The 23,328-nt window shown below is 48.1% G+C and carries 20 protein-coding genes; 18 read left to right on the forward strand and 2 right to left on the reverse strand.

Annotation, left to right across the window (positions count from 1 at the left end):
- Positions 1–218: 218 nt before the first annotated feature.
- The 5 genes from rsgA (at position 219) to NKT06_RS11665 (ending at position 4,560) form a co-directional block, all read left to right on the forward strand.
- The gene (gene rsgA, locus NKT06_RS11645; protein WP_483311618.1) at positions 219–1,244 is read left to right on the forward strand and encodes a ribosome small subunit-dependent GTPase A; all 1,026 of its coding nucleotides are present in this window, start codon (positions 219–221) and stop codon (positions 1,242–1,244) included.
- Between the two features lie 56 nt (positions 1,245–1,300).
- Positions 1,301–1,639, forward strand: a complete 339-nt coding sequence (locus tag NKT06_RS11650) for a L,D-transpeptidase (protein ID WP_253433976.1) — start codon at positions 1,301–1,303, stop codon at positions 1,637–1,639.
- Positions 1,640–1,977: 338 nt separating this feature from the next.
- Positions 1,978–2,517 (forward strand): GNAT family N-acetyltransferase, encoded by a 540-nt coding sequence (locus tag NKT06_RS11655; protein WP_253442501.1) that lies wholly within the window; start codon positions 1,978–1,980, stop codon positions 2,515–2,517.
- Positions 2,518–2,686: 169 nt separating this feature from the next.
- On the forward strand, positions 2,687–4,162 hold the full coding sequence (locus tag NKT06_RS11660; protein ID WP_253433979.1) for an aldehyde dehydrogenase family protein: 1,476 nt from the start codon (positions 2,687–2,689) through the stop codon (positions 4,160–4,162).
- A gap of 245 nt (positions 4,163–4,407) precedes the next feature.
- Positions 4,408–4,560, forward strand: coding sequence for a hypothetical protein (locus NKT06_RS11665; RefSeq protein WP_164783094.1), 153 nt, complete (start codon positions 4,408–4,410; stop codon positions 4,558–4,560).
- Between the two features lie 121 nt (positions 4,561–4,681).
- Here the strand turns inward: NKT06_RS11665 and NKT06_RS11670 are convergent, their stop codons facing one another.
- The gene (locus NKT06_RS11670) at positions 4,682–4,921 is read right to left on the reverse strand and encodes a hypothetical protein (protein ID WP_074094612.1); all 240 of its coding nucleotides are present in this window, start codon (positions 4,919–4,921) and stop codon (positions 4,682–4,684) included.
- Between the two features lie 422 nt (positions 4,922–5,343).
- Between NKT06_RS11670 and NKT06_RS11675 the strand changes: the two genes are divergently transcribed.
- The 11 genes from NKT06_RS11675 to NKT06_RS11725 all read left to right on the forward strand — a co-directional run bounded on the left by NKT06_RS11675 (position 5,344) and on the right by NKT06_RS11725 (position 20,714).
- Complete coding sequence (locus NKT06_RS11675; protein ID WP_253433982.1) at positions 5,344–5,664, forward strand: hypothetical protein; 321 nt, start codon at positions 5,344–5,346, stop codon at positions 5,662–5,664.
- Positions 5,665–5,718: 54 nt separating this feature from the next.
- Complete coding sequence (gene essC / locus NKT06_RS11680) at positions 5,719–9,723, forward strand: type VII secretion protein EssC (protein WP_253433985.1); 4,005 nt, start codon at positions 5,719–5,721, stop codon at positions 9,721–9,723.
- 16 nt (positions 9,724–9,739) lie between these two features.
- Positions 9,740–10,570 carry a hypothetical protein gene (locus NKT06_RS11685; RefSeq protein ID WP_253433987.1) on the forward strand — a complete coding sequence of 277 codons (831 nt, stop codon included), beginning with the start codon at positions 9,740–9,742 and terminating at the stop codon, positions 10,568–10,570.
- 6 nt (positions 10,571–10,576) lie between these two features.
- Complete coding sequence (locus NKT06_RS11690; RefSeq protein ID WP_017689072.1) at positions 10,577–11,125, forward strand: WXG100 family type VII secretion target; 549 nt, start codon at positions 10,577–10,579, stop codon at positions 11,123–11,125.
- A 186-nt stretch (positions 11,126–11,311) separates the two neighbouring features.
- Positions 11,312–11,587: a WXG100 family type VII secretion target gene (locus NKT06_RS11695; RefSeq protein WP_017689071.1), complete on the forward strand. Its 276-nt coding sequence runs from the start codon at positions 11,312–11,314 to the stop codon at positions 11,585–11,587.
- A gap of 158 nt (positions 11,588–11,745) precedes the next feature.
- On the forward strand, positions 11,746–13,821 hold the full coding sequence (locus NKT06_RS11700) for a protein kinase family protein (protein WP_253433989.1): 2,076 nt from the start codon (positions 11,746–11,748) through the stop codon (positions 13,819–13,821).
- 35 nt (positions 13,822–13,856) lie between these two features.
- Positions 13,857–14,609 carry a vWA domain-containing protein gene (locus NKT06_RS11705; protein ID WP_076330724.1) on the forward strand — a complete coding sequence of 251 codons (753 nt, stop codon included), beginning with the start codon at positions 13,857–13,859 and terminating at the stop codon, positions 14,607–14,609.
- Between the two features lie 10 nt (positions 14,610–14,619).
- Entirely contained in the window at positions 14,620–15,462 is an 843-nt protein-coding gene (locus NKT06_RS11710) for a hypothetical protein (RefSeq protein ID WP_253433991.1), read from the forward strand.
- 186 nt (positions 15,463–15,648) lie between these two features.
- On the forward strand, positions 15,649–16,455 hold the full coding sequence (locus tag NKT06_RS11715; protein WP_253433993.1) for an SDR family oxidoreductase: 807 nt from the start codon (positions 15,649–15,651) through the stop codon (positions 16,453–16,455).
- 153 nt (positions 16,456–16,608) lie between these two features.
- Entirely contained in the window at positions 16,609–19,128 is a 2,520-nt protein-coding gene (hrpB, locus tag NKT06_RS11720; protein ID WP_253433995.1) for an ATP-dependent helicase HrpB, read from the forward strand.
- A gap of 983 nt (positions 19,129–20,111) precedes the next feature.
- Positions 20,112–20,714, forward strand: coding sequence for a general stress protein (locus NKT06_RS11725; protein WP_253433998.1), 603 nt, complete (start codon positions 20,112–20,114; stop codon positions 20,712–20,714).
- Positions 20,715–20,887: 173 nt separating this feature from the next.
- On the opposite strand, the gene NKT06_RS11730 is transcribed toward NKT06_RS11725, so the two are convergent.
- Entirely contained in the window at positions 20,888–21,280 is a 393-nt protein-coding gene (locus NKT06_RS11730; RefSeq protein ID WP_253434001.1) for a YidH family protein, read from the reverse strand.
- Between the two features lie 72 nt (positions 21,281–21,352).
- On the opposite strand from NKT06_RS11730, the gene NKT06_RS11735 reads away from it, so the two are divergent.
- The gene (locus tag NKT06_RS11735; protein WP_253434003.1) at positions 21,353–22,501 is read left to right on the forward strand and encodes an acyltransferase; all 1,149 of its coding nucleotides are present in this window, start codon (positions 21,353–21,355) and stop codon (positions 22,499–22,501) included.
- A gap of 451 nt (positions 22,502–22,952) precedes the next feature.
- Entirely contained in the window at positions 22,953–23,327 is a 375-nt protein-coding gene (locus NKT06_RS11740; RefSeq protein ID WP_036609188.1) for a replication termination protein, read from the forward strand.
- The last annotated feature ends 1 nt before the right edge of the window (position 23,328 follow it).

Here is a 23,328-nt window from a genome sequence, read left to right on the forward strand (position 1 = left end):
CTACGAGAAGGAATAATCTTTGATTCGTCTAACTACTCATTGCCGCGGGTGTATTTCTGCTCGTGGTTTTTTGTTTTGATCTGAACCGGAAAGATGATTGTTCACTGGTCTTGAACGAAGAAAACAAACCTATTTTGGGAGGAATTTTTATTTTAGATAATCATATTGAGAAGTACGGCTGGTCTGCAAAGTGGCAGAAACTGTGGCAAGAGACAGGAATGGAAGAGCAGGAGAGAAAGCCAGCCAGAATTATCGCAGACCATGGACATCTGCAACGTTTGATTACAGAAGAGGGCGAATGCTGGGGGAGAATTTCGGGCCGAATGCGTCATGATAGTCTGGAGACCAGCTTGGTACCAGCGGTTGGAGATTGGGTGGCGATTACAGGTCAGGCAGGTGAAGAAGCAATTATTCACCATCTGGTGCCTCGTCAGAGCAGGGTATCGAGACAGGCGGCAGGTCCAGTGACCAAAGAACAATTAATCGCCGCAAACGTAGATACACTGTTAATCGTGGCTGCACTTAATCATGATTTCAACCTTAGACGACTCGAAAGATACGTGATGATGGCTTGGAATGGTGGCGTAAGGCCAGTCATTGTCTTGAGCAAAAGTGATCTGTGCAACAACGTGGAAGAAAAGATCCGAAATGTAGAAGGAATCGCTCCAGGTGTTGAAGTGCTTGCGATATCTGCAGTGGAGGGTCAAGGTAAATCCTTACTGGAACGATATTTGCAGCCTGGGTTGACTGTTGCGCTCACAGGATCTTCTGGCAGTGGCAAGTCTACGCTGGTGAACTGGATGATGGGAGAGGATGTACAACTTACACAGTCCGTCCGTGAGGGAGACAGCCGTGGGAGACACACCACAACACACCGGGAGATGTTTGTACTTCCACAGGGAGCTGTATTGATCGATACTCCAGGAATGCGTGAACTTAATCTCTGGGATGAGGGGAATGATGGGCTGTCGCATGCGTTTGGAGAAATTGAAGAACTTGCGGCCACGTGCAGATTTCTGGATTGCAGTCATACACGGGAAGCTGGATGTGCAGTGAAAGAGGCCATACAGGATGGGTCATTAGATGAAAAAAGATTGAATAATTATCTGAAAATGCAGAAGGAATTGCAATATCAGCAACGCAAGGAAGAAGTGGCATCCAGAAAGCGTACCGCCTCCAGCAAACCGGCCACTAGTCGCAAACCCAAGCACTCCCGTACTGTGAAAGAGTGGGAGGAAGCCTGAAATCAGGCGGGCATCATCCGGTACCTTGCATAAGATAGGTCAGGAGGGATGTCATTATGCCAGATTACAGGATTATTGTAGATCTGTCTGACCACATGTTATATCTTCTGGATGGCAATCAGGTGATTAAGGGCTATCCTGTGGGCACCGGCAAGATGCTCACGCAGAGTCCAAACGGGGATTTCACGATTATTAACAAACAATCCAATCCAGGTGGGCCGTTTGGCGTGTTGTGGATGGGACTGTCAGCTCCCCATTATGGCATACATGGAACCAATGAGCCTTGGTCCATTGGCAAGTCTGTCTCCCATGGTTGTATACGCATGTACAACTCGGATGTATTGGATCTGTCTTCCAAGGTATCTGTAGGCACAAGAGTAACGATCCGGCCGTAGGGCCGGATTTTACTTTATAAGAGCAGAGGTAGTTCAAAAAGTCCACTTTTGATTACGAATCATGCCTAGCGGCATCATCAGCATCGAATATGAAATTCAGCCGAAATGTCCGTTGCTCACGTAGCTCTATCTACGCTCCGCTACTCCATTTCTAGCTTCATTCCATCTTCTTGGTACTGAAAACCAGACTTTTTGAACACGTATTATAAGGTTAAGATAGCCAGTTACCAAATAAGTTTTTACAACCAGGACTGAAGTGGATGAATTTGGAATTATAGAAAGATGAACATATAATATGGTAAAACTACGGCAGTTACGAGAGAAAGCGAGTGATAGCGATGTTAATCCGGCAGGCGCGTGAAGGGGATGCGCAAGGGATAGCCCATGTACATACGGAGAGTTGGAAAACAACGTATCGGGGAATTGTGCCCGACGATTTTTTGGATCATTTGACTATAGAATCAAGATTGTCGCAGTGGGAGAAGACCATTCGTTCTGGCGAAAAGAATCAGATCTTGGTGGTAGCTGAACAGGATCACGGGAACATTGTCGGATTTGCTTGTGGGGGTAAGGAGCGTGAAGGCAAATTACCTTATGATGGAGAGTTGTACGCTATATATTTGCTGAAGGAAGTGCAACAAACGGGGATAGGTCGGCAACTGGCGACACATGTCGTTAATGATCTGCAGACCCACAATATGAAACGTTTGATCATATGGGCTTTGGAGCGTAATTCAGCTTGTCGCTTCTATGAAAAGATGGGAGGAACTCCAGTTAAGACACAGTCCATCCGCATTGGTGGTCAAGATCTGATTGAAATTGGCTACGGATGGGAAGACTTGAGCCTCTTTGGAGAGAAGAGCCTGCCCGATCGATGAAAAACGTGCAGATAGGGATAGGACACTGTAGGTTGTATTGTTCCCTTAAGCATAAAGAATGGAATAGCTAATTCAAGGCTGCGCGTTTGCGTAATTCTGAACAAGGTTAATGATGTATTACACCGTTATGCAGGTGTGACATTCAATCTTGATCAGGAGGCGTTTTCAAATGACTTTAATGGACACCGAACATATAACATGGACGAAACAATATATTAATGGCAAATGGGTAGATGGCTCCGGTGAGAAAACAATGGAGAATATCAACCCTTATACGGGAGAAGTTATTGCCACATGGCGCTCTTCCAATAAGCAAGACATAGATAAAGCTTATGAGTCTGCTCAGAAAAATTCGATTGAGTGGGCGAAGTCATTACCTGCTGTGAAAGAAGAGGTACTGCGGAAAGTTTCATCTCTGATGGCAGAGCGAAAAGAGGATATCATTCAACTGTTGATCACAGAATCCGGGAGTACCCGAATCAAATCGGAGGCGGAGTTTGCAGCGGCTAAACGCATTGTGGATGAAGCAGCATCTTTTCCTTATCGTATGAAGGGTGAGATTATCCCGTCTAATACCCCTGGCAAAGAGAACCGTGTGGTTCGAGAGCCGAAGGGAGTGATCGGTGTCATCGGGCCATGGAATTTCCCTTTGCATCTATGCCTTCGATCCGTAGCTCCAGCGATTGCGCTCGGCAATGGTGTGGTGATTAAACCGGCATCGGATACTCCGATTACGGCAGGTTGGCTCATCGCCGATTTGTTCGAACAAGCCGGTCTGCCTGAGGGCGTGCTAAATGTCGTTGCTGGAAGTGGCAGTGAGATCGGGGATTACTTTGTCGCTCATCCGGTTCCCAAAGTAATTTCATTCACGGGTTCCACAGAAGTTGGACAGGGGATCGGTAAATTGGCGGGTGAACATTTAAAAGAAACGGCACTGGAACTAGGCGGCAACAACGCCATGGTTGTGCTGGAAGATGCGGACATTGAACGTGCTGTTGAAGCCGCGGTCTTTGGCAAGTTTCTGCATCAGGGGCAGATCTGTATGGCTCTGAATCGTATCATTGTGCATGCTGATATTTACGACAGATTCGTCGATTCATTTGTTGCCAAAACGAAGAATGTGCAGGCAGGTGATCCGGCAGATGCCAAAACACTCGTGGGTCCTCTCATTCGGGAAAAAGAAGTAACACGATTGATGGAGCTTGTGAACAAAGCCAAGGCCGAAGGCGCACGGTTATTACTCGGTGGAGACAGTAAAGGCAGTGTGTTGTCTCCTACGGTACTTACCGATGTTAAACCTGAACAAGATATCGTGCAGCAGGAATTGTTTGGCCCAGTGGCAGTAATCATGAAGGCTCATGATGAGCATGAAGCTGTACGTTTGGCGAATGATACTCCTTATGGACTTAGTGGTTCCGTATTCACCACAGATCTGAATCGAGGCTATCAGGTTGCCCAGCGCATTGAATCTGGTATGGTACATGTAAATGATCAGTCTGTGAACGATGAAGCGCATGTGATGTTTGGCGGTGAAAAAGCTTCGGGGATTGGACGTTTCGGTGGTGATTGGGCAATTGAGAAGTTTACACGTACTCGCTGGATCAGCATTCAGCACCAATATCGGGAATATCCGGGAGTGAAATAAGTCGAAAAAGGATGAACTAGCAGAGGTATTTATGAATGATTAGAGTGGGTTGAAAAAAGATCGACAAATCATGCGAAAGTCCGTCTCCAGCTTGGTGGGACGGGCTTTTTGCACAATTTTACACCACAGCAAAATACGGCTTAATATAAGAGCGGAAAAGTTGTTTGGGGCCGACGCTATCTGGTTATTTATGGATACACGGAAGAATCGATCCGTAAATCCAATGGCAAAGGGGCGTTAAATTCATGTCCATTGACCGCTTTATTCTGAGGAAACTGAATACCTGTCAGGAAGAACATACACGTGCCAATTTGGTTCGGCTGTTTGTCATTCGTATTCGTAAAGCCGAGATTGCGGAAGAGCATGATGCCGCCTATGTCCTGAGCAAACTGCACTGAGTGATGGCTGATCATAATTGTAATCCGCTGTTAACGTGTATACACCTCAAAAAGGAAGCTTGTCTGTAACGACAGCTTCCTTTTTCATGTCTTGTAATAAATGTGGCTTGGTAGACTCCTTTTAATATAATGATAAAGCAAGGGAGTCGTTTTCACTTCGACTGTGGAGAATGGCTTCTCCATTGACAATCTCAATACTAATTAAAGAATGCAGACATTTTTGAATGGCGCGTTTACCGTTGCTAATTTTATGCTCAAGAGCACTGCTAAGCAATCTTAATGTCTTCTGCATAGGTTGTTTGTTTTCTTGATTAAAATACACAGGGATTGATTTGTTTTGAAAGGTTATTAGGGTTCTCACTTGAAATCACCTCACGGTTGTTATTTCATACAGGTAATATTAAATTCCAATGCTTAAAATTACCTTAAAATCAGCTTATGAAAACATAAAGGTGGGTAATGTTTGAAAAGTGTTCACAATTCAATTGTGAGCGAAGGAATAAAAGTCCTGAAAAACGAAACTTAATTACCATTTAAATGGAACAAAAAATAAAAAGTTTCGTATCCTCGCAATATTTAAATGCATAACTGCCACGAAAGTTCTGAGTCGAATGTACGATATTTTAATATATACGTGGGTCATATGTAACAAAATTACAGGTGGCACATTGCAAACAGGGTGTTTATGTAAGAAAATAGGGTTGATATAACGATTCATTCTCTTTTTTTTGATTTAATCTGACATTAGGACAATTTACATATGAGACCATGGGAGGGATTCGGATGATTCTAACCGTGTATTCCGGCCGCGAGGAAGGAGAATGGTTCGACATCGATGTTCCGGATGAATGTACCATTGAACATTTGAAGACATTACTTGGCGTTCGCATTTTCGGACAGGCACCGGGAGACGGTATTCAGTACATCCTGGAAGCCAAGTTTCCGGAAGGGCTGTGGTTCTCTCCACAGAACGCACAGCAGTTAATGGAAACAGGGCTGCGGCAAGGCAGTTGCGTACGTGTGCAGCGGGCTTTTTCAACGACTACGGAAGAAGCGCCGGTGTATGGAAGACGTTCATTGTTTCAACAGGACAGCAACGAATAGGGCTTTTGAACGTATACATTCATTATTGAACGAACTAAAGGAGGTCTTCTCTTCGTGAATGTGTTATATCAGCGTTCTCCAAGAATGACACCGGTTCTCAAGGAAGAAGGACTCGAAATACTCAGGCCTCCAACAGAACCGAGCAAACCCACGTTTTCCATGATATCCATTATTGTGCCGATCATGATGACCATGGTCAGCATTGGTTTCTACGTATATATCAATATGACCGGCAAAATGAATAACAGCAGTTATATGATGTTTCAGATGATGACGGTCATGATGATGCTTACTTCTTACACCATTCCATTCTTCGTGTATCTGAGCAACAAGAAATCATATCGCAAAAAATTGGAAGAACGAAAAACAATGTATCTTGCCCAACTGGACAAACACCGGGAAGAACTGAAAGAAGCTCAGGCGGAGCAAGTGAAGAGCCTGTACGAGATTCATGGTGATCCGGGTGTGTGTCTTCAAGTGGTGAAGAACCGGAACAGTTCCTTGTGGGAGCGTTCACCAGAGGATGATGATTTCCTTCAGGTGCGCATTGGTACGGGAGAGATTCCATTCCGTATTAAACTTCAGGTTCCGCGGATTGATGGTTACGAGAAGGACGAGCTAATTGAAGCGGCCCATGAACTTGCGGCTGAATTCCAGACGGTACCGGATGCTTCCATTACATTACCTTTGTTCCAATCGAAGGTTATGGGACTGGTCGGTGATCGGGAGGAAGTGCTAGCTTCCCTGCGAGTCATCATCTCACAACTGACGGTACGTCATTCGCCGGATGAACTGAAGCTTGCTGCTTTCTATGAAGAAAAGGACAGCAAGGAATGGGATTGGCTTCGCTGGATGCCCCATATCTGGGATGAAGACCAAGGACAACGCTATATGGCCGACAGGCACAGCGGTGCGCATCAATTGGCGGACAGCTTGTTTTCCGTGTTGAACCGGCGCCGTAACAATAAGGAAGATCGCTACAAGAAAAGCATACAAACGCCGTGTTACGTTGTGATTCTCTCCGATACGCAATTGATTGAAGAAGAACCGTTACTTCCACTGCTGCTAGAATCTGCTCAGGACATTGATGTATGCACCATCATACTGGCTAATCGTAAGGAATCTCTACCGATGCATTGTCAGTTGATTATGGATGCCTCCCATGGCAAAGGGGTGTATATCAAAAAAACGGAAGATGCAGATGTTATTCAACAAACATACAAGCCTGATGTGATCTCGAAGGAGATGGCAGAGGCGCTTTCCCGTTATATGTCACCGATCCGGTTAAAGCGGTCATCTGCTTCAGATATCCCGCAAGTGCTTCCGTTATTCGATATGCTGAGCACATCACGCGTGGAAGATCTGGATGTGGTATCCAGATGGGGGCAGACGAGATATCCGGACACGCTGCCCGTACCAATGGGTGTGCGAGCTGGCGGCAAAAAAATAGCGATAAACCTGCATGACAAAATTGAACGTCAGGGTCATGGTCCGCATGGTCTGATTGCAGGTACAACTGGTTCAGGTAAAAGTGAAGTCATCCAGTCCATCGTTGCTTCACTGGCTGCTGAATTCCATCCGCATGATCTGGCCTTCATGCTGATCGACTATAAAGGTGGCGGTATGTCTAATACATTTGTTGATCTGCCTCATGTGGTAGGGACGATTACCAATCTGGATGGGAATCTGATCGAGCGGGCGAATATCTCACTTCGCGCCGAACTGGTCAGAAGGCAAAAAATATTAAATGATGCGGGAAACCTCCAGCATATTGATGAATATTACAAGATTCTGCGTTCCAGACATGAACAGCCACTCCCGCATTTGGTTATTATCATTGACGAGTTTGCTCAATTGAAGCGAGATCAGCCGGAGTTCATGGATGAATTGATCAGTATCGCGGCCATTGGCCGGACACTTGGGGTTCATCTAATTCTGGCAACCCAAAAGCCAGCTGGTGTTGTGGACGATAAAATATGGAGTAATTCGCGCTTTCGGATCTGCCTTCGCGTACAGAGTGAAGGAGATAGCAGGGACATGATCAAGATTCCAAATGCTGCCTGGATTACGAAGCCTGGTCGTGGATATTTCCAGGTTGGTAGTGATGAAGTATTTGAAGAAATGCAATTCGCTTGGAGTGGTGCACCGTATAACCAACAGGAGGATTCAACGACGGTACTGCCTGTCATGGAAGTACGCCTGAACGGTAAGCGGGAGCCTCTGTTAACCGGAGAGCGCAGAGCCGTTCTCAAAGGTGAAGATGTTCCAAAACAGCTTCAGGTATTTATTGATTATGTTGCAAAGTCTGCAGCGGATGCAGGTATCCGTCGTTTGCCAGGACCATGGTTGCCACCTTTACCAGAGACACTGGAATGGGAAGGTCTTCAGGACTGGCAGGAAGAAGAGAATCGGGATCTGCTGCTTGATGGCGGGGCCAGTGGTCTGAAACCACTGGTTGGTTTGCTGGATGATCTCCCTAATCAGCGCCAACAACCGCTCGCATTGCCTGTGGATCAAGGCCATCTGGTCGTTTACGGCATGCCTGGACTGGGAAAAACAACATTTGTTCAGACCTTACTTATGTCGCTGGCCCGTTCCAATAGAACTGAGCCTTGGCATGGTTACATTATCGACATGGGCCGCATGATGAAGGACTTTGCAGCACTACCTCAGATCGGTGGCGTGATGATGGCGGAAGAGGAAGACCGGATCAAACGGTTATTCCGCTATATCCTCAAGCTGTCAGCACAACGCAAAGATATCATCTCAGAGGCGGGTGTTAAAACGATTTCGGCTTACCGCCGGACAGCTCACGCGGCTGTCCCGCAGGTTGTGGTGGTTATCGATGGTTATCTTTCATTCCGCAATGCCTATCCGGAAGAAAATGAACTTCTGGAGACGATTCTGCGTGAAGGCGGAAGTCTGGGTATCACTTTTGTGCTTACTGCGAATCGGGTAACCGATGTATTTGAAAAATTCAGAAGCAATATTCCCAATGCGGTTTCATTTGAGTTATCCGATCCAAGCGATTATTATTATGCCGTGGGAAGACCTTCCAAGGCACCAAGCCAACTTCCGCCAGGACGAGGTCTGGTCAAAGGGCAAGTACCTCCGTTGATGTTCCAGGCTGCATTACCTTCTTCCGGGGCAGATGAGGGCAAACGTTCATCGGCATTGCGCCGTACGATTGCTGAGATTCGCCAAGGCTGGACAGGGGAAGAAGCGCCGCAGATTGCTCCACTTCCGGAAGAGATCAAACTGAAAGATTTGCTCATTCGGACAGGATCATATGGTCAGGCTTGGGATACATCATCTATAACTGTCCCTGTGGGACTGCTTACGGATGATCTGGAACCATTCCAGCTTAATCTGCGTGAAGGTCCACATTTCATGGTAACGAGTCCGATGGAAGGCGGCAAAACGACATTTTTGTTGACATGGATGTTATCACTGGCTTATCATGCTTCTCCGGAAGATGTACAAATATACACAGTAGATATGCGTTATGGCTCAGGTGGACTGGGGGAAATTAGCAGTTTGCCCCATGTCCGTGGACATGTATCGCGAGAAGAACAGCTTGCACCTGTGATTCAACAGTTGTACGATGAAGTTCTGAAAAGAGGCGAGATTTCCGGTGGACCGGAACTTGTGCTCGTTATCGATGATGCGGACACCTTGTCCAAGCAGCTAAACGATTTTAATGTAAAAGATCAATTGGGAGCGATTGTTCGTCAAGGAAGGGATCGTGGTGTACACGTGATTCTATCCGGGGTTCCGGCAGACTTCCCGACCTTTGGTTCTGACTGGGTAACGGATGTGAAGGCTTCCCAGAGCGGAATGCTGTTCGGGACTTTAGACCCTAACGATCTCTCGTTCTTCCGTATACCTTATTCCGAATCTGGAGGTAGTTCAGGTGGGCTGAAGGTACTGCCTCCGGGTCAAGGTTATTATGTAAAACGTAAATATTCCAGGGTTAAAGGTGCAGTTCCATGTGATGACAGCTGGAAAATGACCGATTGGATTTCTGAAATTCGTGACCGATGGCATGTTGTAGTTTGAGGGGAGGTGGCTCATAATGTTGACGGTTCATGATTCTAAGCAAAAGGTAGTCACGTTACAAACAAAGGAACTTTTTTTCCTGGCTGGTATTCTCGGTTCAGACCGACTGCTTGGTGTGGAAGATCCGTTTCGCGGCTATATGGCGGAGGATATCGCGATGGAGTGGGAGCGTGTGAAAACCTCCCTGCTTGACAAAGGATATCTGATTCGGGATCAGGATACCGATGAGCTGATCATGACACCGACCGTTTTCTCCAGGGTAGCCATTGCCGGATTGTCCGACAGAGCTTGTTGGATTCGCTACACGATCAACGGCAAGTCGTATGAGAGTTATATCCATTGCACGGATGAGCGGGTCGTTGAAGTTTCCCGTGTTGACGACGTACCGGACGCGTTCCGGCTCAGCGATCTGGGAAGTGTTCGTGAAGCCATTGATGTTCTGATAGAGCGGATGAAATGGAGCGGCCATTCTCCTGTGGAGAAACCGGCACTAATGTGCTCCAAGAAAAAATTTTATGATGTCATGAATGAGCTCGAAAACAGTGAGGTACAGACTGTAGCAGATGAACTCGCACAGGAGACAAGTGATCCTGAGGGCTCACTTGCGCTGGCACGCTGTCTGGTGGGTAAGGAGTCAGACGGGGAGCTTCGTTTGCTCGTATGGAATGAAGACGGGTGGAAGTCGCAGTCTGCAGCATTTGCTGCAAGTGCGGTATCCAACTGGTTGTTCCGTATGAGCACAGCGGCTTCAGATGATTGGCTAGTTGCAGCACTGACGACTAGAGAACAGTTTCACGAGATGCTGCTGGACTGGCTTAAACAGCCTGCAGGGGAAGAGGAAAGGTGATGGTAAATGCGCATTCGTGTGGAACCGGATGTGCTTCGGGCACTGAGCAAGCAGATTCAGTATGCAGCGGAGCAAATACAGCAAAAGATGACAGTGTTGGATCAGGCGATTCATTCGCTGGAGTGGGAGGTTGAATCCCGCGCAGCGGTGATGAATGAATGGAATCACAGTAAACGACTGGGCGAGGATGCGCTTCGTCGATTAATGGACTTAAGCGTACAGCTGGGACGCAAAGCATTGTTATTCCAGCAGGCAGACATGGAGTATCGTTCCGTGCTGAGTCATGTGAACACAGCCTATGGTAATGCGGTCAATATGCTGAATGTTCTTCAGAACAATCGTACAGGAGAAATCATGCCTGCACATTCTGCAACTGTAGCTGTAGTATCCGATCCCCTTTCCGCAATGGCGGCTGTATATCGTGTACAGGATGCCGCTCCGCCTGATGGCTCCCCGGCTACATTAGTTCAGGCCATGCAGCCTGAGCCAGTAGCATGGAGATTCACAGATCCTTCCTTTCGGGGAAGAAGAGGGACCGAGCCTGTGGTTTCCTGAAACAGGGTGAATAAAAGCAACAGCAGAAAGTGAATCTTTTTTGTAAATAGGCTGTTAGGAGAAGTTTCAAGGGCTGAAAATGGGGTAAATAGGATTAGGTCCTTCGGCTTTTGTCCGATCGATCCTGGTATAGTACAATTTGAACAAGTCAAAATTTAATTGCACAAACCAAGGAGGAATTTACCAATGGCAGGACGTATTTTAGTTACCCCAGAGCAGCTTGATCAGGTTTCCAACCAATTTAAACAAAGCGGTGAGCAAAGTCAGCAAATCGTATCAACATTGACTCAATCCATCACAAGCATGGAAGGACAATGGGAAGGTATGACAAAGCAACGCTTCTTCCAGGAGTTCCAAGAAGCTAGCAAACAAATGCAATCGTTCGTTCAAACGCTGAACAGCATCAGCGCTGAACTTACAGCTATTGCTAACAAATTCCGTACAGCTGACCAAGCTCGTTAATCTGCTTTACATAGATCAGGCCGATTTGAAGTCTGAATTCGCCCTGAATCATTGGCGGGTAGCAAGCTGAAGATGTACAACTACAGCAAAAACCGGGCGTTGTCACAACACCCGGTTTTTGTTGCAACTATGACACTAGGACAGAGAGAGGGATAAGCATGTCTTTTCAACCGAATCCCGGGGATGAAGTGGTGATTAACGACATTGCCTATACGATTGGGCAGCATCCGGCTGCGCCGGGTCTAGCTTATGCCCAAGCCGGAAGGCAGGGGATTGTTTATCAGTTATTACCCCGAAATGGTTCCCTTCATGGGGCCAAAGCACTAAAAGTATTTTTTCCTAAATTCCGTATTCCGGCTATGGTATATCAGTCTGAGCATATGGAGTCTTATAGTGAACTGCCAGGTTTGCAGGTATGCAAGCGTGATGTGCTCACTCCGGAAAGAAACGGAGCGCTCATTGGAAAACATCCCGATCTGTTATATGCGGTGTTGATGCCATGGGTGCAAGGTCAGACCTGGTTCGATGTGATCAGTGATCAGAGACAGTTGACGGCTGAGGAGAGCCTGAAGCTGGCCAGAGCGCTTGCTGGGACGGGTTCGGCCATGGAACAACGTGGACTGGCTCATTGCGATATGTCCGCTCCCAATGTAATGATTCCGTTTTTTTCCGAAGTGGAGAACCTGGGGAAGGCGTCTGCGGTAGAACTTGTGGATGTCGAGCAGATGTACGGTTCCAAGATGGATCGTCCGGATGCCCTGCTTGCCGGGTCACCCGGTTATGCAGCCCATCGAACAGTGCACAGCGGTTTGTGGAGTTCATATGCTGACCGATTTGCCGGAGCTGTTATCATTGCTGAAATGTTAAGCTGGTCGGACCCTGTGATTGTAGAGAAAGCGTGGGGCGAAAGTTATTTTGACCAGCATGAAATGCAAACGGTGAGTGAACGGTATTATGCGATGCGGGAGTCCCTTGAGAAGCGTTGGGGTTCCAAACTGTCAGATCTGTTCATTCGAGCTTGGGAAAGTCACGATCTGAGCAGCTGTCCGACATTTGGTGAGTGGTATGTTGCATTGGCTGCGGTAGACGTGGATCAGGCCAATGCGGCGGCTGCTGCGACATCGGAAGAAGAAGCTGGCAATCCGTCCGAAGCGGATGGGAATCTGAAGGAGAGCTCAGAACCAGTAAGTGAACCAGTGAATACGCAAGCGGGGAACATTCCCCAAACGCCGCACTCTCCCGATCAGGAGGCGGTTGTGAACCGTCTGTTCTTACAGGCAAGATCCTTGGAGGATGAAGATAAACCAGCTGCTGCACTGGAAGTGTATCGTTCGCTGTATCATTTCATTCCTCATAACAGCGCGATGCAGATGGAAGTGGAGGCTGCAATCAAGGAACTGGATGCCAAGCTTAATCCAAAAGAAGACACAGACAAGCCTGTACCTGTGCCATTCTACAGATCCAAGAAGTTCATGATTTCTTCCGCTGTGCTTATTGTATTGCTGGCAGGTAGTGTTCCAACGGTCAAAATACTGGCCGATCAGGCAGAAGTGAAGCAGAAAGAACAGCAGGAAGCTACACGACTGGCAGAGGTCAAGGCTGCGGAAGAGGCTGAAGCTGCAAAGGCAGCTGCGATCAAGCAGCAGGAAGAGCAGGAGAAGCAAAAGGCCGCAGAAGCTGCAAAACTGGATGCTGAGGAAAAGAAAAAGCTCGCTGAAGCCAAACAGAAGGAAGCTGAAGCAAAGAAAAAAGAAGAAGAACGCAAGGCATTACAGGCCAAGTATGACAAACAGGCGAAATATGAGGCTTATCTGGTGAAGCAGGAGCAGCAGAAGAAAGAAGCTGCCAAGAGAGCACAGCAGGAGAAGTACGATAAACAGGCAAAATATGAAGCTTATCTGGTCTGGAAAAAAGAGAATGATGCCAAGCTTGCAAAACAGGAAGCGGAGCGTAAAGCGGCAGCTGAAGTTAAACGTCAGCAGGAGATTGCTCAGAAAGCCGCGCTTAAGAAAAAGCGTGCCCAGAATGTGGTCACGTTGATTGCTCATTACAATAAAACGTATAACGCACAAAAAGGCAGAAAAATTGAAAATGCGGAAGCGTATGCCCGTGATTTCAAAACTCTATACAATACCGATGCTGCTTATTTTAAAGGTGTCGGCAAAGTGGCCGCTCGAATGAGTGCCATTAACAAATTCCTGAGCAACACCAGTTATACGTTGCCCAACTTATAAAATAACACGTGAACGACGGAGGTGACTCATCCTAGATGAACTACACGATTCAAGCATCACAGCGTACACCTGCACTCATTATATATTTAATTGATATTAGCGCCTCCATGAATATGGTTCTGGAAAATCGGCGGCGGATTGACGTCGTCTATGATGCCTTATCTCTCGCGATACGGCAAATGGTATTTCGGTCCACCAAGGGAAATCGTCTGACACCTCGCTATCGCATAGCCATATTGGCTTACAGCGATGATGTATATGACTTGTTGAACGGTATCAAAGGAATCGACGAGATCGCTGCAGTTGGATCTTTGCCAGACCTGACCCCAAAACGGTTCTCGGACTCGGCGAAGGCTTTCCTGCAGGCGGAAAAGATTCTCCAGGCCGAAATCCCGAATATGCAGGATTGTCCTGCGCCACTTGTGTGCCACATGACCGATGGGGTAGCCACAGGTGAAGATCCCGAGCCCATTGCGAAAAGAATCATGGGTATGAGTGTGCCTGATGGCAATGTGCTGGTGGAGAATATTTTTATTTCGGATCATCTGCTGGAAGGGCCAATTGCTGAACCTAGAAGATGGAAGGGAATCTCTTCGGAAACAAATCTACAGGATGAGCATGGAGAAAAGCTGCGGAATATGTCATCCGTCCTGCCCGAAAGTTATCGGGAAATGCTTGTTGAAGCTGATTATTTGCTTGCACCCGGTGCACTCATGATGCTGCCAGGTACCTGTGCAGAATTGGTATCGATCGGGTTCCAGATGTCCGCTGCTACGCCTGTGAGATAGGAGGGGAATCATGAGAGCAATGCGTTTGGCAACATTGTCTGCTGGAGATAAGGGGGGCCATGCCGAGCAGCGGCATGGCAACTTTCGCTATGTGAGTGTACAGACGGGAGAACAGCCACTAACCCGCTATCAGGGCACATTTAAGTGCAGATATGGTTATGGCAGAGCGGCTGAGACGGTACATCAGGGAGATACCGGACAGGACTTTGCTGCGGTACGTATGAAAGGAAATATCTGCAATTTTGTATTGTGTGATGGGGTAGGCATGAGTTACTTAGGCGATTTTGCAGCGCGTTTTCTGGGGAATGCTTTGCTGGATTGGTTGGAAACGACGCAACACCCGACAGAAGAGGGCGTGGAGCGTCTTCTCTATGATCTAACCCTTCCTGCATCTCAGCAATTGGAGAAATTACAGCCACTGGAAAGCTCACCATTGCTGCTGCGTGAAGTGTTGATGGAAAAGCGAAGTCGGGGCAGTCAGGCCATGTATGTGTGTGGACGGATTGAGCTTACGGGAGGCGGTCGCAAAAGTCGGGTGTGGCTTGCGTGGCAAGGAGATTCCCGTATTCGCCTGTGGCGTAATGGCCAGGAAGATTCTGAATTCTTTCAGACTCACTGCAAGACAAATGAGCGTTGGTCTACACTTGAAGGCTCTGTTGGTGGTAAGCCACACATCTACGAGACAAAAGGGTCCGCAAACGATTCATTGCGTCTTCAGTTATATACGGATGGATTAAACGACTTGGATGCGATTCAGGCCTATGTCCCCGATGAACACATTCAGGTACTGCTGGATGCTACACATACCGGCGGTCTTGAAGATGATGCCGCTTTCATTGAGCTGGAATGGTGAGCGCCGGATAGCAAGTTGTGGATCGATCCGAATGATGCTGTGACTTTGTTGAAGTCCAAACGTGAAAAAACTTGTTGGTGTTGATTTAAAAGACACTCTTTTTGGGTAATCTTGTGAAGAATTGGCTAATGAAAGCTTGAACGTACATTCTTACATAATTGCTAAAATGAAGGAGTGGAATGGTTAATGACACAACATAACGGCAAGTCACGGTTTCAAGGCAAGGTTGCGATTATTACTGGAGCAGGCTCCGGTATTGGGAAGGCTACTGCGGTTAAGCTGGCTAAAGAGGGTGCACATGTTGCATTGTTTGATCTGGTGAATGATCGGATCTCGGAAACCGAAGCAGAGATTAATGCGCAGCACCCGGGTGCGGCAAGAGCATTTGATGTAGACATTTCCGACCCGGCACGTGTGGAAAAGGCTGTACTGGAAACCGTTGAGTTATTCGGCGGTTTGGATATCGTTTTTGCCAATGCGGGTATTAACGGTGTATCGGCACCCATTGAGGAGATCCAGGTTGAAGATTGGCAGCAGATTATAACAACCAACCTGAACGGTACATTTTTCACCATTAAATATGCATTGCCTCACGTGAAAAAACGGGGTGGCGGCAGTATCATCATCACGAGTTCGATTAATGGCAATCAACGTTTCTCAAGCTTTGGCATGTCGGCGTACAGCACGTCCAAGGCAGGGCAGGTTGCTTTTGCCAAGATGGCTGCACTTGAGCTGGCGAAGTTCAAGATACGTGTGAACGTGATCTGCCCAGGCGCGATTGCGACGAATATCGATCAAAGTACGGTCAAAACGGATGATCTGCAACAGATCATTATTCCGATGGAGTTCCCGGAAGGACAGCAGCCGCTTGCAGACGGGCCGGGTCAGCCGGAACATGTTGCCGATCTGGTAAGCTTCCTCGCCTCGTCCGAATCCAGACATATTACCGGAGCAGAGATCGTCATTGATGGCGCCGAGTCATTGCTCAGCTGAGTGAGCATTCGGGATAATTTTCATTTTTACTAAGGCGTGTCTTAGGGTGTGTCTGCGATAGTCGTTCCTCTGGAACGGCTTTTTTTGTTATAATGCTAACATTCGAATAGAGATACTGAAGAGCAGTAGGGTACATTCATTAGGAGCGATCATATGCAGATAGAGTTACCGATACAAGAGATTCTTCCTGAATTAAGACAGTTATTTCGGGATCAAGATACAGGTGTGTTAATTGCAGAACCGGGGGCGGGTAAAACGACTGTTGTACCGCTGGCTTTACTGGATGAGCCGTGGGTTGCAGGACGGAAAATCATCATGCTGGAACCCCGAAGACTCGCCGCGCGTTCGGCTGCATCGAGACTGGCAGCTACGCTTGGGGAAAAAGCGGGACAGACTGTAGGATATCGTGTACGCATGGATACCCGGGTGAGTCAGGCGACACGTATTGAAGTTGTAACGGAAGGGGTATTGACCCGGATATTGCAGCAGGATCAAGGACTTGAGGACACGGCGATGATTATATTCGATGAATTCCATGAGCGTCACCTACACGGGGACTTGGGTTTGGCTCTGGCATTGGAATCCCGAGCGATGTTACGACCGGATCTGAAACTGCTGGTGATGTCGGCGACCCTTGATCCTGTCCCGGTCTGTGCATTGCTTGGCGAAGGTACAAGATCGATTCATTGTCCGGGACGTACGTTTCCGGTGGAAACACGATATGTGCCAAGACCGGCAGCCATGCCACTGGAACAGTTCACGGCTCAGATGGTGAAGAGGGCATTAGCCGAACAGGAGGGAGACGTGCTTGTTTTTCTTCCTGGCGCAAAAGAGATACATCGTACAGAACGGGAGTTAGCAAATAGTTTTCTCCCTGGACATGTGAAAATTCATTCCCTGTATGGCAGTATGCCGGTGGAACAACAGGATGAGGCCATACGTCCTGCGGCTGAGGGCACGCGCAAAGTTGTACTGTCCACCTCCATTGCGGAATCCAGTCTCACCCTCGCTGGAGTGAAGATTGTGGTAGATGCAGGGCTGAGTCGTGCATCGGCATTCTCGCCACGCACGGGCATGAGCCGGCTTGTTACCCTCCCGGTGTCCAAGGCGTCAGCCGATCAACGGCGGGGTCGTGCAGGGCGAATTGCCCCAGGGGTGTGTTACCGGCTATGGAGCGAGGAGGTTCATGGGGGGCTGCCTGAGGCAGTTCGCCCGGAGATCACCTCCGCGGATCTTGCGCCGCTGGCGCTGGAGCTTGCCGTCTGGGGTGTCAAGTCCCCAGCAGAGCTGCAATGGCTGGAAACCCCGCCTGACGCCGCCTACGGCCAGGCACAGGCGCTGCTGCGCCAGCTGGGCGGCCTGGATGACGCAGGCCGCATCACGCCCTTCGGGCGGCGGATGAACACGCTTGGCGTGCATCCGCGACTGGCCAGCATGTTGCTCCGCGCGGCGGAGCTTGGGCTGGCCAGCTACGCCAGCATGCTGGCGGCACTGCTGCAGGAGCCTGCTGGCCTCCGCGGCAGTGGCAGTGCAGGCGCGGGCACGGACCTCCGCCCGCGCGTAGAGGCGCTGCTGACCGCGGACAGCAGCGACATGCCGCAAGCGGCAGCGGCTGTCGCAGACGGCGCGGCCGTGCGGCGCATGCTCCAGGAGAGCCGCCAGCTGCGCTCGGCGCTCGGCCCGGCGGCCGATCCGGTGCGGCCGGATGAAGACAGCTGCGGATTGCTGTTGTCCTTCGCCTATCCGGACCGGATCGGGCAACGCCGGGAGGACGGCCGCTATCTGCTGAGCAGCGGCCGCGGCGTACGGCTCACAGCGACAGAATCGCTGAGCCGTTCAGCGTATCTGGTCGCAGCCGAGGCAGACGACCAGGGCGCAGATGCACGCATCCTGCTGGCTGCGCCGTTGCAGGAGCAGACATTGTTACAGGCAGGTCAGCACCTGCTGCACCATGAAGTGCAAGTGGCCTGGGATTCCAATACCCGCAGCGTGCGAGCCCATAAGAGACTTCGTATTGGAGCACTTGTGATGAAAGAGAGCAGTATTACACAACCACCTGGAGATCAGGTGCTGGAAGCACTGTTGGCCGGAATTCGGATGGAAGGGCTGGATTGTCTGCCTTGGACCAAAACATCCAGACAACTTGCGGACAGGATGCGGTTTCTGCATCTCCATCTACCTGAGTGGCCCGACCTGATCGAAGATGATCTGACCGAAGAGTTGGCTGAGCATCTTACACCTTATCTGACAGGCATGCGATCGGCAGCCGACCTCAAGAGATTGTCGATGCAAGATGTATTGCTTGGTGGTCTGAGCTGGGGGCAACGACAACAACTGGACGATGAAGCTCCAACGCATATACAGGTACCCAGTGGATCGCGTATTCCCGTGGACTACAGCCGTCCCGAGGCTCCTGCTCTGGCGGTGAGATTACAGGAGATGTTTGGACAACAGGAGACACCACGTATAGCTGGTGGGCGAGTCCCAGTGACCATCCACCTGTTATCGCCGGCTCAGCGACCTGTACAGGTCACACGAGATTTGGCCAATTTCTGGCGTGAGACCTACTTTGACGTCAAAAAAGATCTGAAAGGACGTTATCCGAAGCATTACTGGCCGGATAATCCACTTGAAGCAGTGGCCACCAATCGGGCCAAACCACGGGGGAAATAGCTCGATGACTTCGTTTTTTCAGATATCAACGACTAGGTTGGCAAAGGGCGCGTTATCAGGGTTAGAATCTGCGATACAACGGTCTGTTTTGTAACAGATCGAATCATTCTCTACTTCCAAGATCTAACCAGGACGTGTCTCCAAACTCGCGTAAGTGCATATTTTACTGCCTTTGCGCCCAATGCTACTTCACTTTATCTTTTGTCCTATGTTACGTCACTTTTCCTTTTAGCCCCATGATACGTCACTTTGCATTTTCGACTGCTGCGTCATTTTCGCTTGGCGTGCCTCGGTTCGCTTACGGCAAACTTCTGGCATGGAATGAAAATTCAGCGAAATCTGCTTCTTTAGAGGTTAAGGGCACGTCCCAGAGCGTGTCTTCAACCCTAGGGAAAGTCGGAGCATAAATGGACGTGCGTAGAGCCAAACAACATGGAGCGGAGCGCTAACGAATCTGTGAAGTCTTATTCAGCGATTTGAAGTGCCTGCAGCAATCTAAGGAATCTGAAACACGCTATATTCGAATAAACAGTCATTTAGAGCGTATTTTTCGGGTGATTTTGATCAATAACGTGTCTCATGTTCGTTACAAAATAAAATGAGGACCGAAAGGCTAAATAAGACGTCCTCGGTTCCTTAGAAAATCTCTGTAGAATATCTCTGTAGAATATCCCTTAGAAAATCTCCAGAAAAAGTTGTCTTGAAAATCACCAGGAATACACAGCCCATACGTCAATATGATTTGGCCCTGACATTCTTCAACGTATCACCAGAACATGGATTGGAGCGCTAACAAACCTGTGACGTCTTATTCAGTGATTTGAAGCGTTCGCAGCACTCTAAGGAATCTGAAACACGCTATAGTTGAATAACCAAGCATTCATTGCTATTAACACATACGATATTGCCTTGCAAGCGTTTGAAAGAAAACGAGGCGGGTAATAACATAGCGAACCACTCAATAAGATGAGGAGGGATTCATTATGCAAAAGAAAATCGTAGGTGTGTTTAATACAGAACGTGAAGCATCGCAGGCTATCGAGGGTCTGAAAGCACAGGGATTCACTTCAGACGAAATCTCCGTTGTTACCCAGGATCGGGATGAATTGAAGGCGATTCGGGAAGAGACAGGTACAAAGGCCCCTGAAGGTGTGGCTGCGGGTGCAGCAACAGGTGGTGTACTTGGTGGTGTAGCCGGACTGCTCGCAGGTATCGGTGCACTGGCCATACCGGGCATAGGACCCATTCTGGCCGCAGGCCCTATCGCAGCAGCATTTACTGGTGCAGCTGTGGGTGCAGGAGCTGGAGGACTGGTGGGTGGCCTGGTAGGTCTTGGTATCCCGGAAGAGGACGCTAAACAGTATGAGGAGTATGTACAGAATGGCAAAATTCTGCTGCTTGTAGACTCCACGGATCGGGACACTGATGTGTACGATGTGTTTAGCAGCAACAGCCAACTTAATCGGGATAGAGCTCAAGTTCACGGTACAGAAGTACCTGCTGAACGACCGGATCTGGATATGGAAGAACGCAGATTGGAAGCCCAAACCAAGGCAGCGCGATTCGGTAACAATACATTCCTATAATCTTGCCACGAATTTGGTTGATATGAAATAGAACCTAATGACTTAATATCTGCAAAATGGAATGACATAGATGATCCACAAGATGGTCATTAGCCGGTTTCCTTATGGGAAGCCGGCTTTTGTCCCTGTGTTTCATGTTTGAGTCAATAATGGTGGGTGGTGTTTTTACCCAGTCAGACAGGGAATAACAATACATAGAGCAGTACAGCCAAAGCGAGTCCAATCACCAGTAGCATTATCGTGAGAAAACGAATTAATCCGGTCGACGCCTGAAAGGTTTGTTCATTGATTTGTGTACGCTTTCGATGATAGGCTGCTGCCGAATACACAATGATGGATATGCCGCCAAACAGAGATGTGATCCCGGTAATCATAGCCGCAATATGTGCAAGTCGATCGTACGCCGAGGAATTGAAGCCGAATCCGGCTGCAAGAAAGCCGATGCCTGCCATGGCAATACCGGTGCGTACCCAGGCCAGAAAAGTTCTCTCGTTAGCCAGGTGCTGCTGGACATACTTGGAATCGGTAGTGGTTACGTCTTTGTCTGTTAACGAAATGTGAATCAACCCCGTTCATTAGATATACGGCTTCATTGTACGTTGTTTTTATTGCAAAACCAAGAAAGGAAGGCTGAATGTATGCCTCGCAAAGAACGAATTACAGAAATAGAGAGTTTAAGGGGGATAGCCTTTGCGGCAGTGGTTCTCCAGCATTCCATCGCACATTACTCTTTGGTCCCGGAAACGAGACTGGAGGATGGCGTGTTACTGGCCATACTGCTGATGCTCTCCAAATTTGCAGTTCCTTTATTCATATTCATAACAGGTATGGTGCTGTTTTATAACACGGGAGACAAGCTGCATTATGGCCAGTTTATGAGAAAAAGAGTAAACGACGTCATCGTGCCTTATCTGATCTGGTCACTCATTTATTTTACACTTGCACCGCGTGGCTGGAGCGGATTTGGATGGAATGACATTCCGGACCTAGGCCTGAAGTTGATTACTGGCAAAACGACTTCACACTTTTGGTACATTATTATGCTGATCCAGTTTTATCTGTTATTTCCGCTCTTCTTGCGTGCAATTCGTTATGTATATAACCGATATGAAGCCAAGGGGCGTCTGATGGCTCTGCTCATTTCGGGCGTGGTGTATCTTGTGCTTGCGGACCAATTAAGAAACATTGCCAAGTTCATGGAACGGCTGAATATCCCGGTGCTGACAGATGCTTTTACAACGTATGCAGACCGGAATTTCCTCTATTTCTTTATTTATTTTGTGCTTGGTGCAGCAGCGGGGTTATCCGTGCAGCACTGGAATGAATGGATTCATCGGTTGCGCTGGGTATACTGGATGGTGTTTATCGTTCTGGGACTTCGGTTTACATATTTATTAATGCTGGAGTTTCAGAAGCCGGAGGGAATCAAAATTACGTTCTACACGGTCAGTTTGATTCGCCCTGATATGGCACTCTTTCTGATCGCTTCCATTATGGTCATGTACCAGTTGGCCGGGAAACTGCATAATCTCAGGGCTACACGATTGCTCGGATGGATTGGTGGTGTATCGTATGGCGGTTATCTGATGCATATGTTGATGCTGCGGTACAGCTATATTCCGGATGAATTGTTCTATGTTGCGATGGGCTGGAACCCTGTCGTTCGCATGATCATTACCTGGTTGCTCGCTCTTGCACTATCCTGTGTACTGACATGGCTCATCTCTCGTGTAAGCTGGGGGAAATGGATTGTGGGAGCCGTGCCGAAATCTGTCCGTACCAAATGAATCCATCAACATATGAAAAATTCTCAACAGATTCGCAGCAGTACAGGATTGTACAGGGTATATTTCCGTGTAGAAATACAGAACTCAGTAATATAGGCAACACAGAAATCATTAATACAGGCCTCTCAGGATTCGTGTATGCAGGATACAGGATTCAGTAGTACAGATATAACAGCCTTTGCTCAGTCTTATGATTAAAATTCGATTGACCGAATCGCTGAGTTCCTGAAATAAAACAAACTTTTGAGTATAAAGTAAATTTCAATACATGAAAAATTCACAATAGAAAACCTTTTCCCGTGCTTCCATCAGGTTAACGCGTATCCACACGATTACTTGCTCGCCCTCTATGATGATGAATAAATGGGAGACAAAGCTGAGAAAGATGGCAGAACCCGAACATAAGTTTTATAATACTAGATATATAGGTTCTGACAGGAGGGGAATGAACGTGGCTTTTATGATTGCACAGCGGGCATTTATCAAGCTGTATCTAATTACGATGGTTGAACAGCACAGGGGATATGGTTACGAGATGCTGGAGGCGATGAAGCAGGAATTCAAAGACTACGGTTATGTTCCACCCCAGAGCGAGGTATATCGGGCACTGCATGAATTGGTACAGCAGGGGGTATTTTATCGCACGAAGAAGCTGAAGGGCAATGATCCGAAGGTCGATTTTCAGGAAATCGTTCTATATCATTTCACGGATGATGGTGCGGAGAAGGCTGAGTTATACAAGAAACAGGTCAAAACGGATCTGGATCGTTGTCTCGGCATGTTACACAAGGCAGAAGAGGACAATTACGGTACGAAAGGAAGATGAG

The organism is Paenibacillus sp. 1781tsa1 (assembly GCF_024159265.1).
GTDB lineage: Bacteria > Bacillota > Bacilli > Paenibacillales > Paenibacillaceae > Paenibacillus.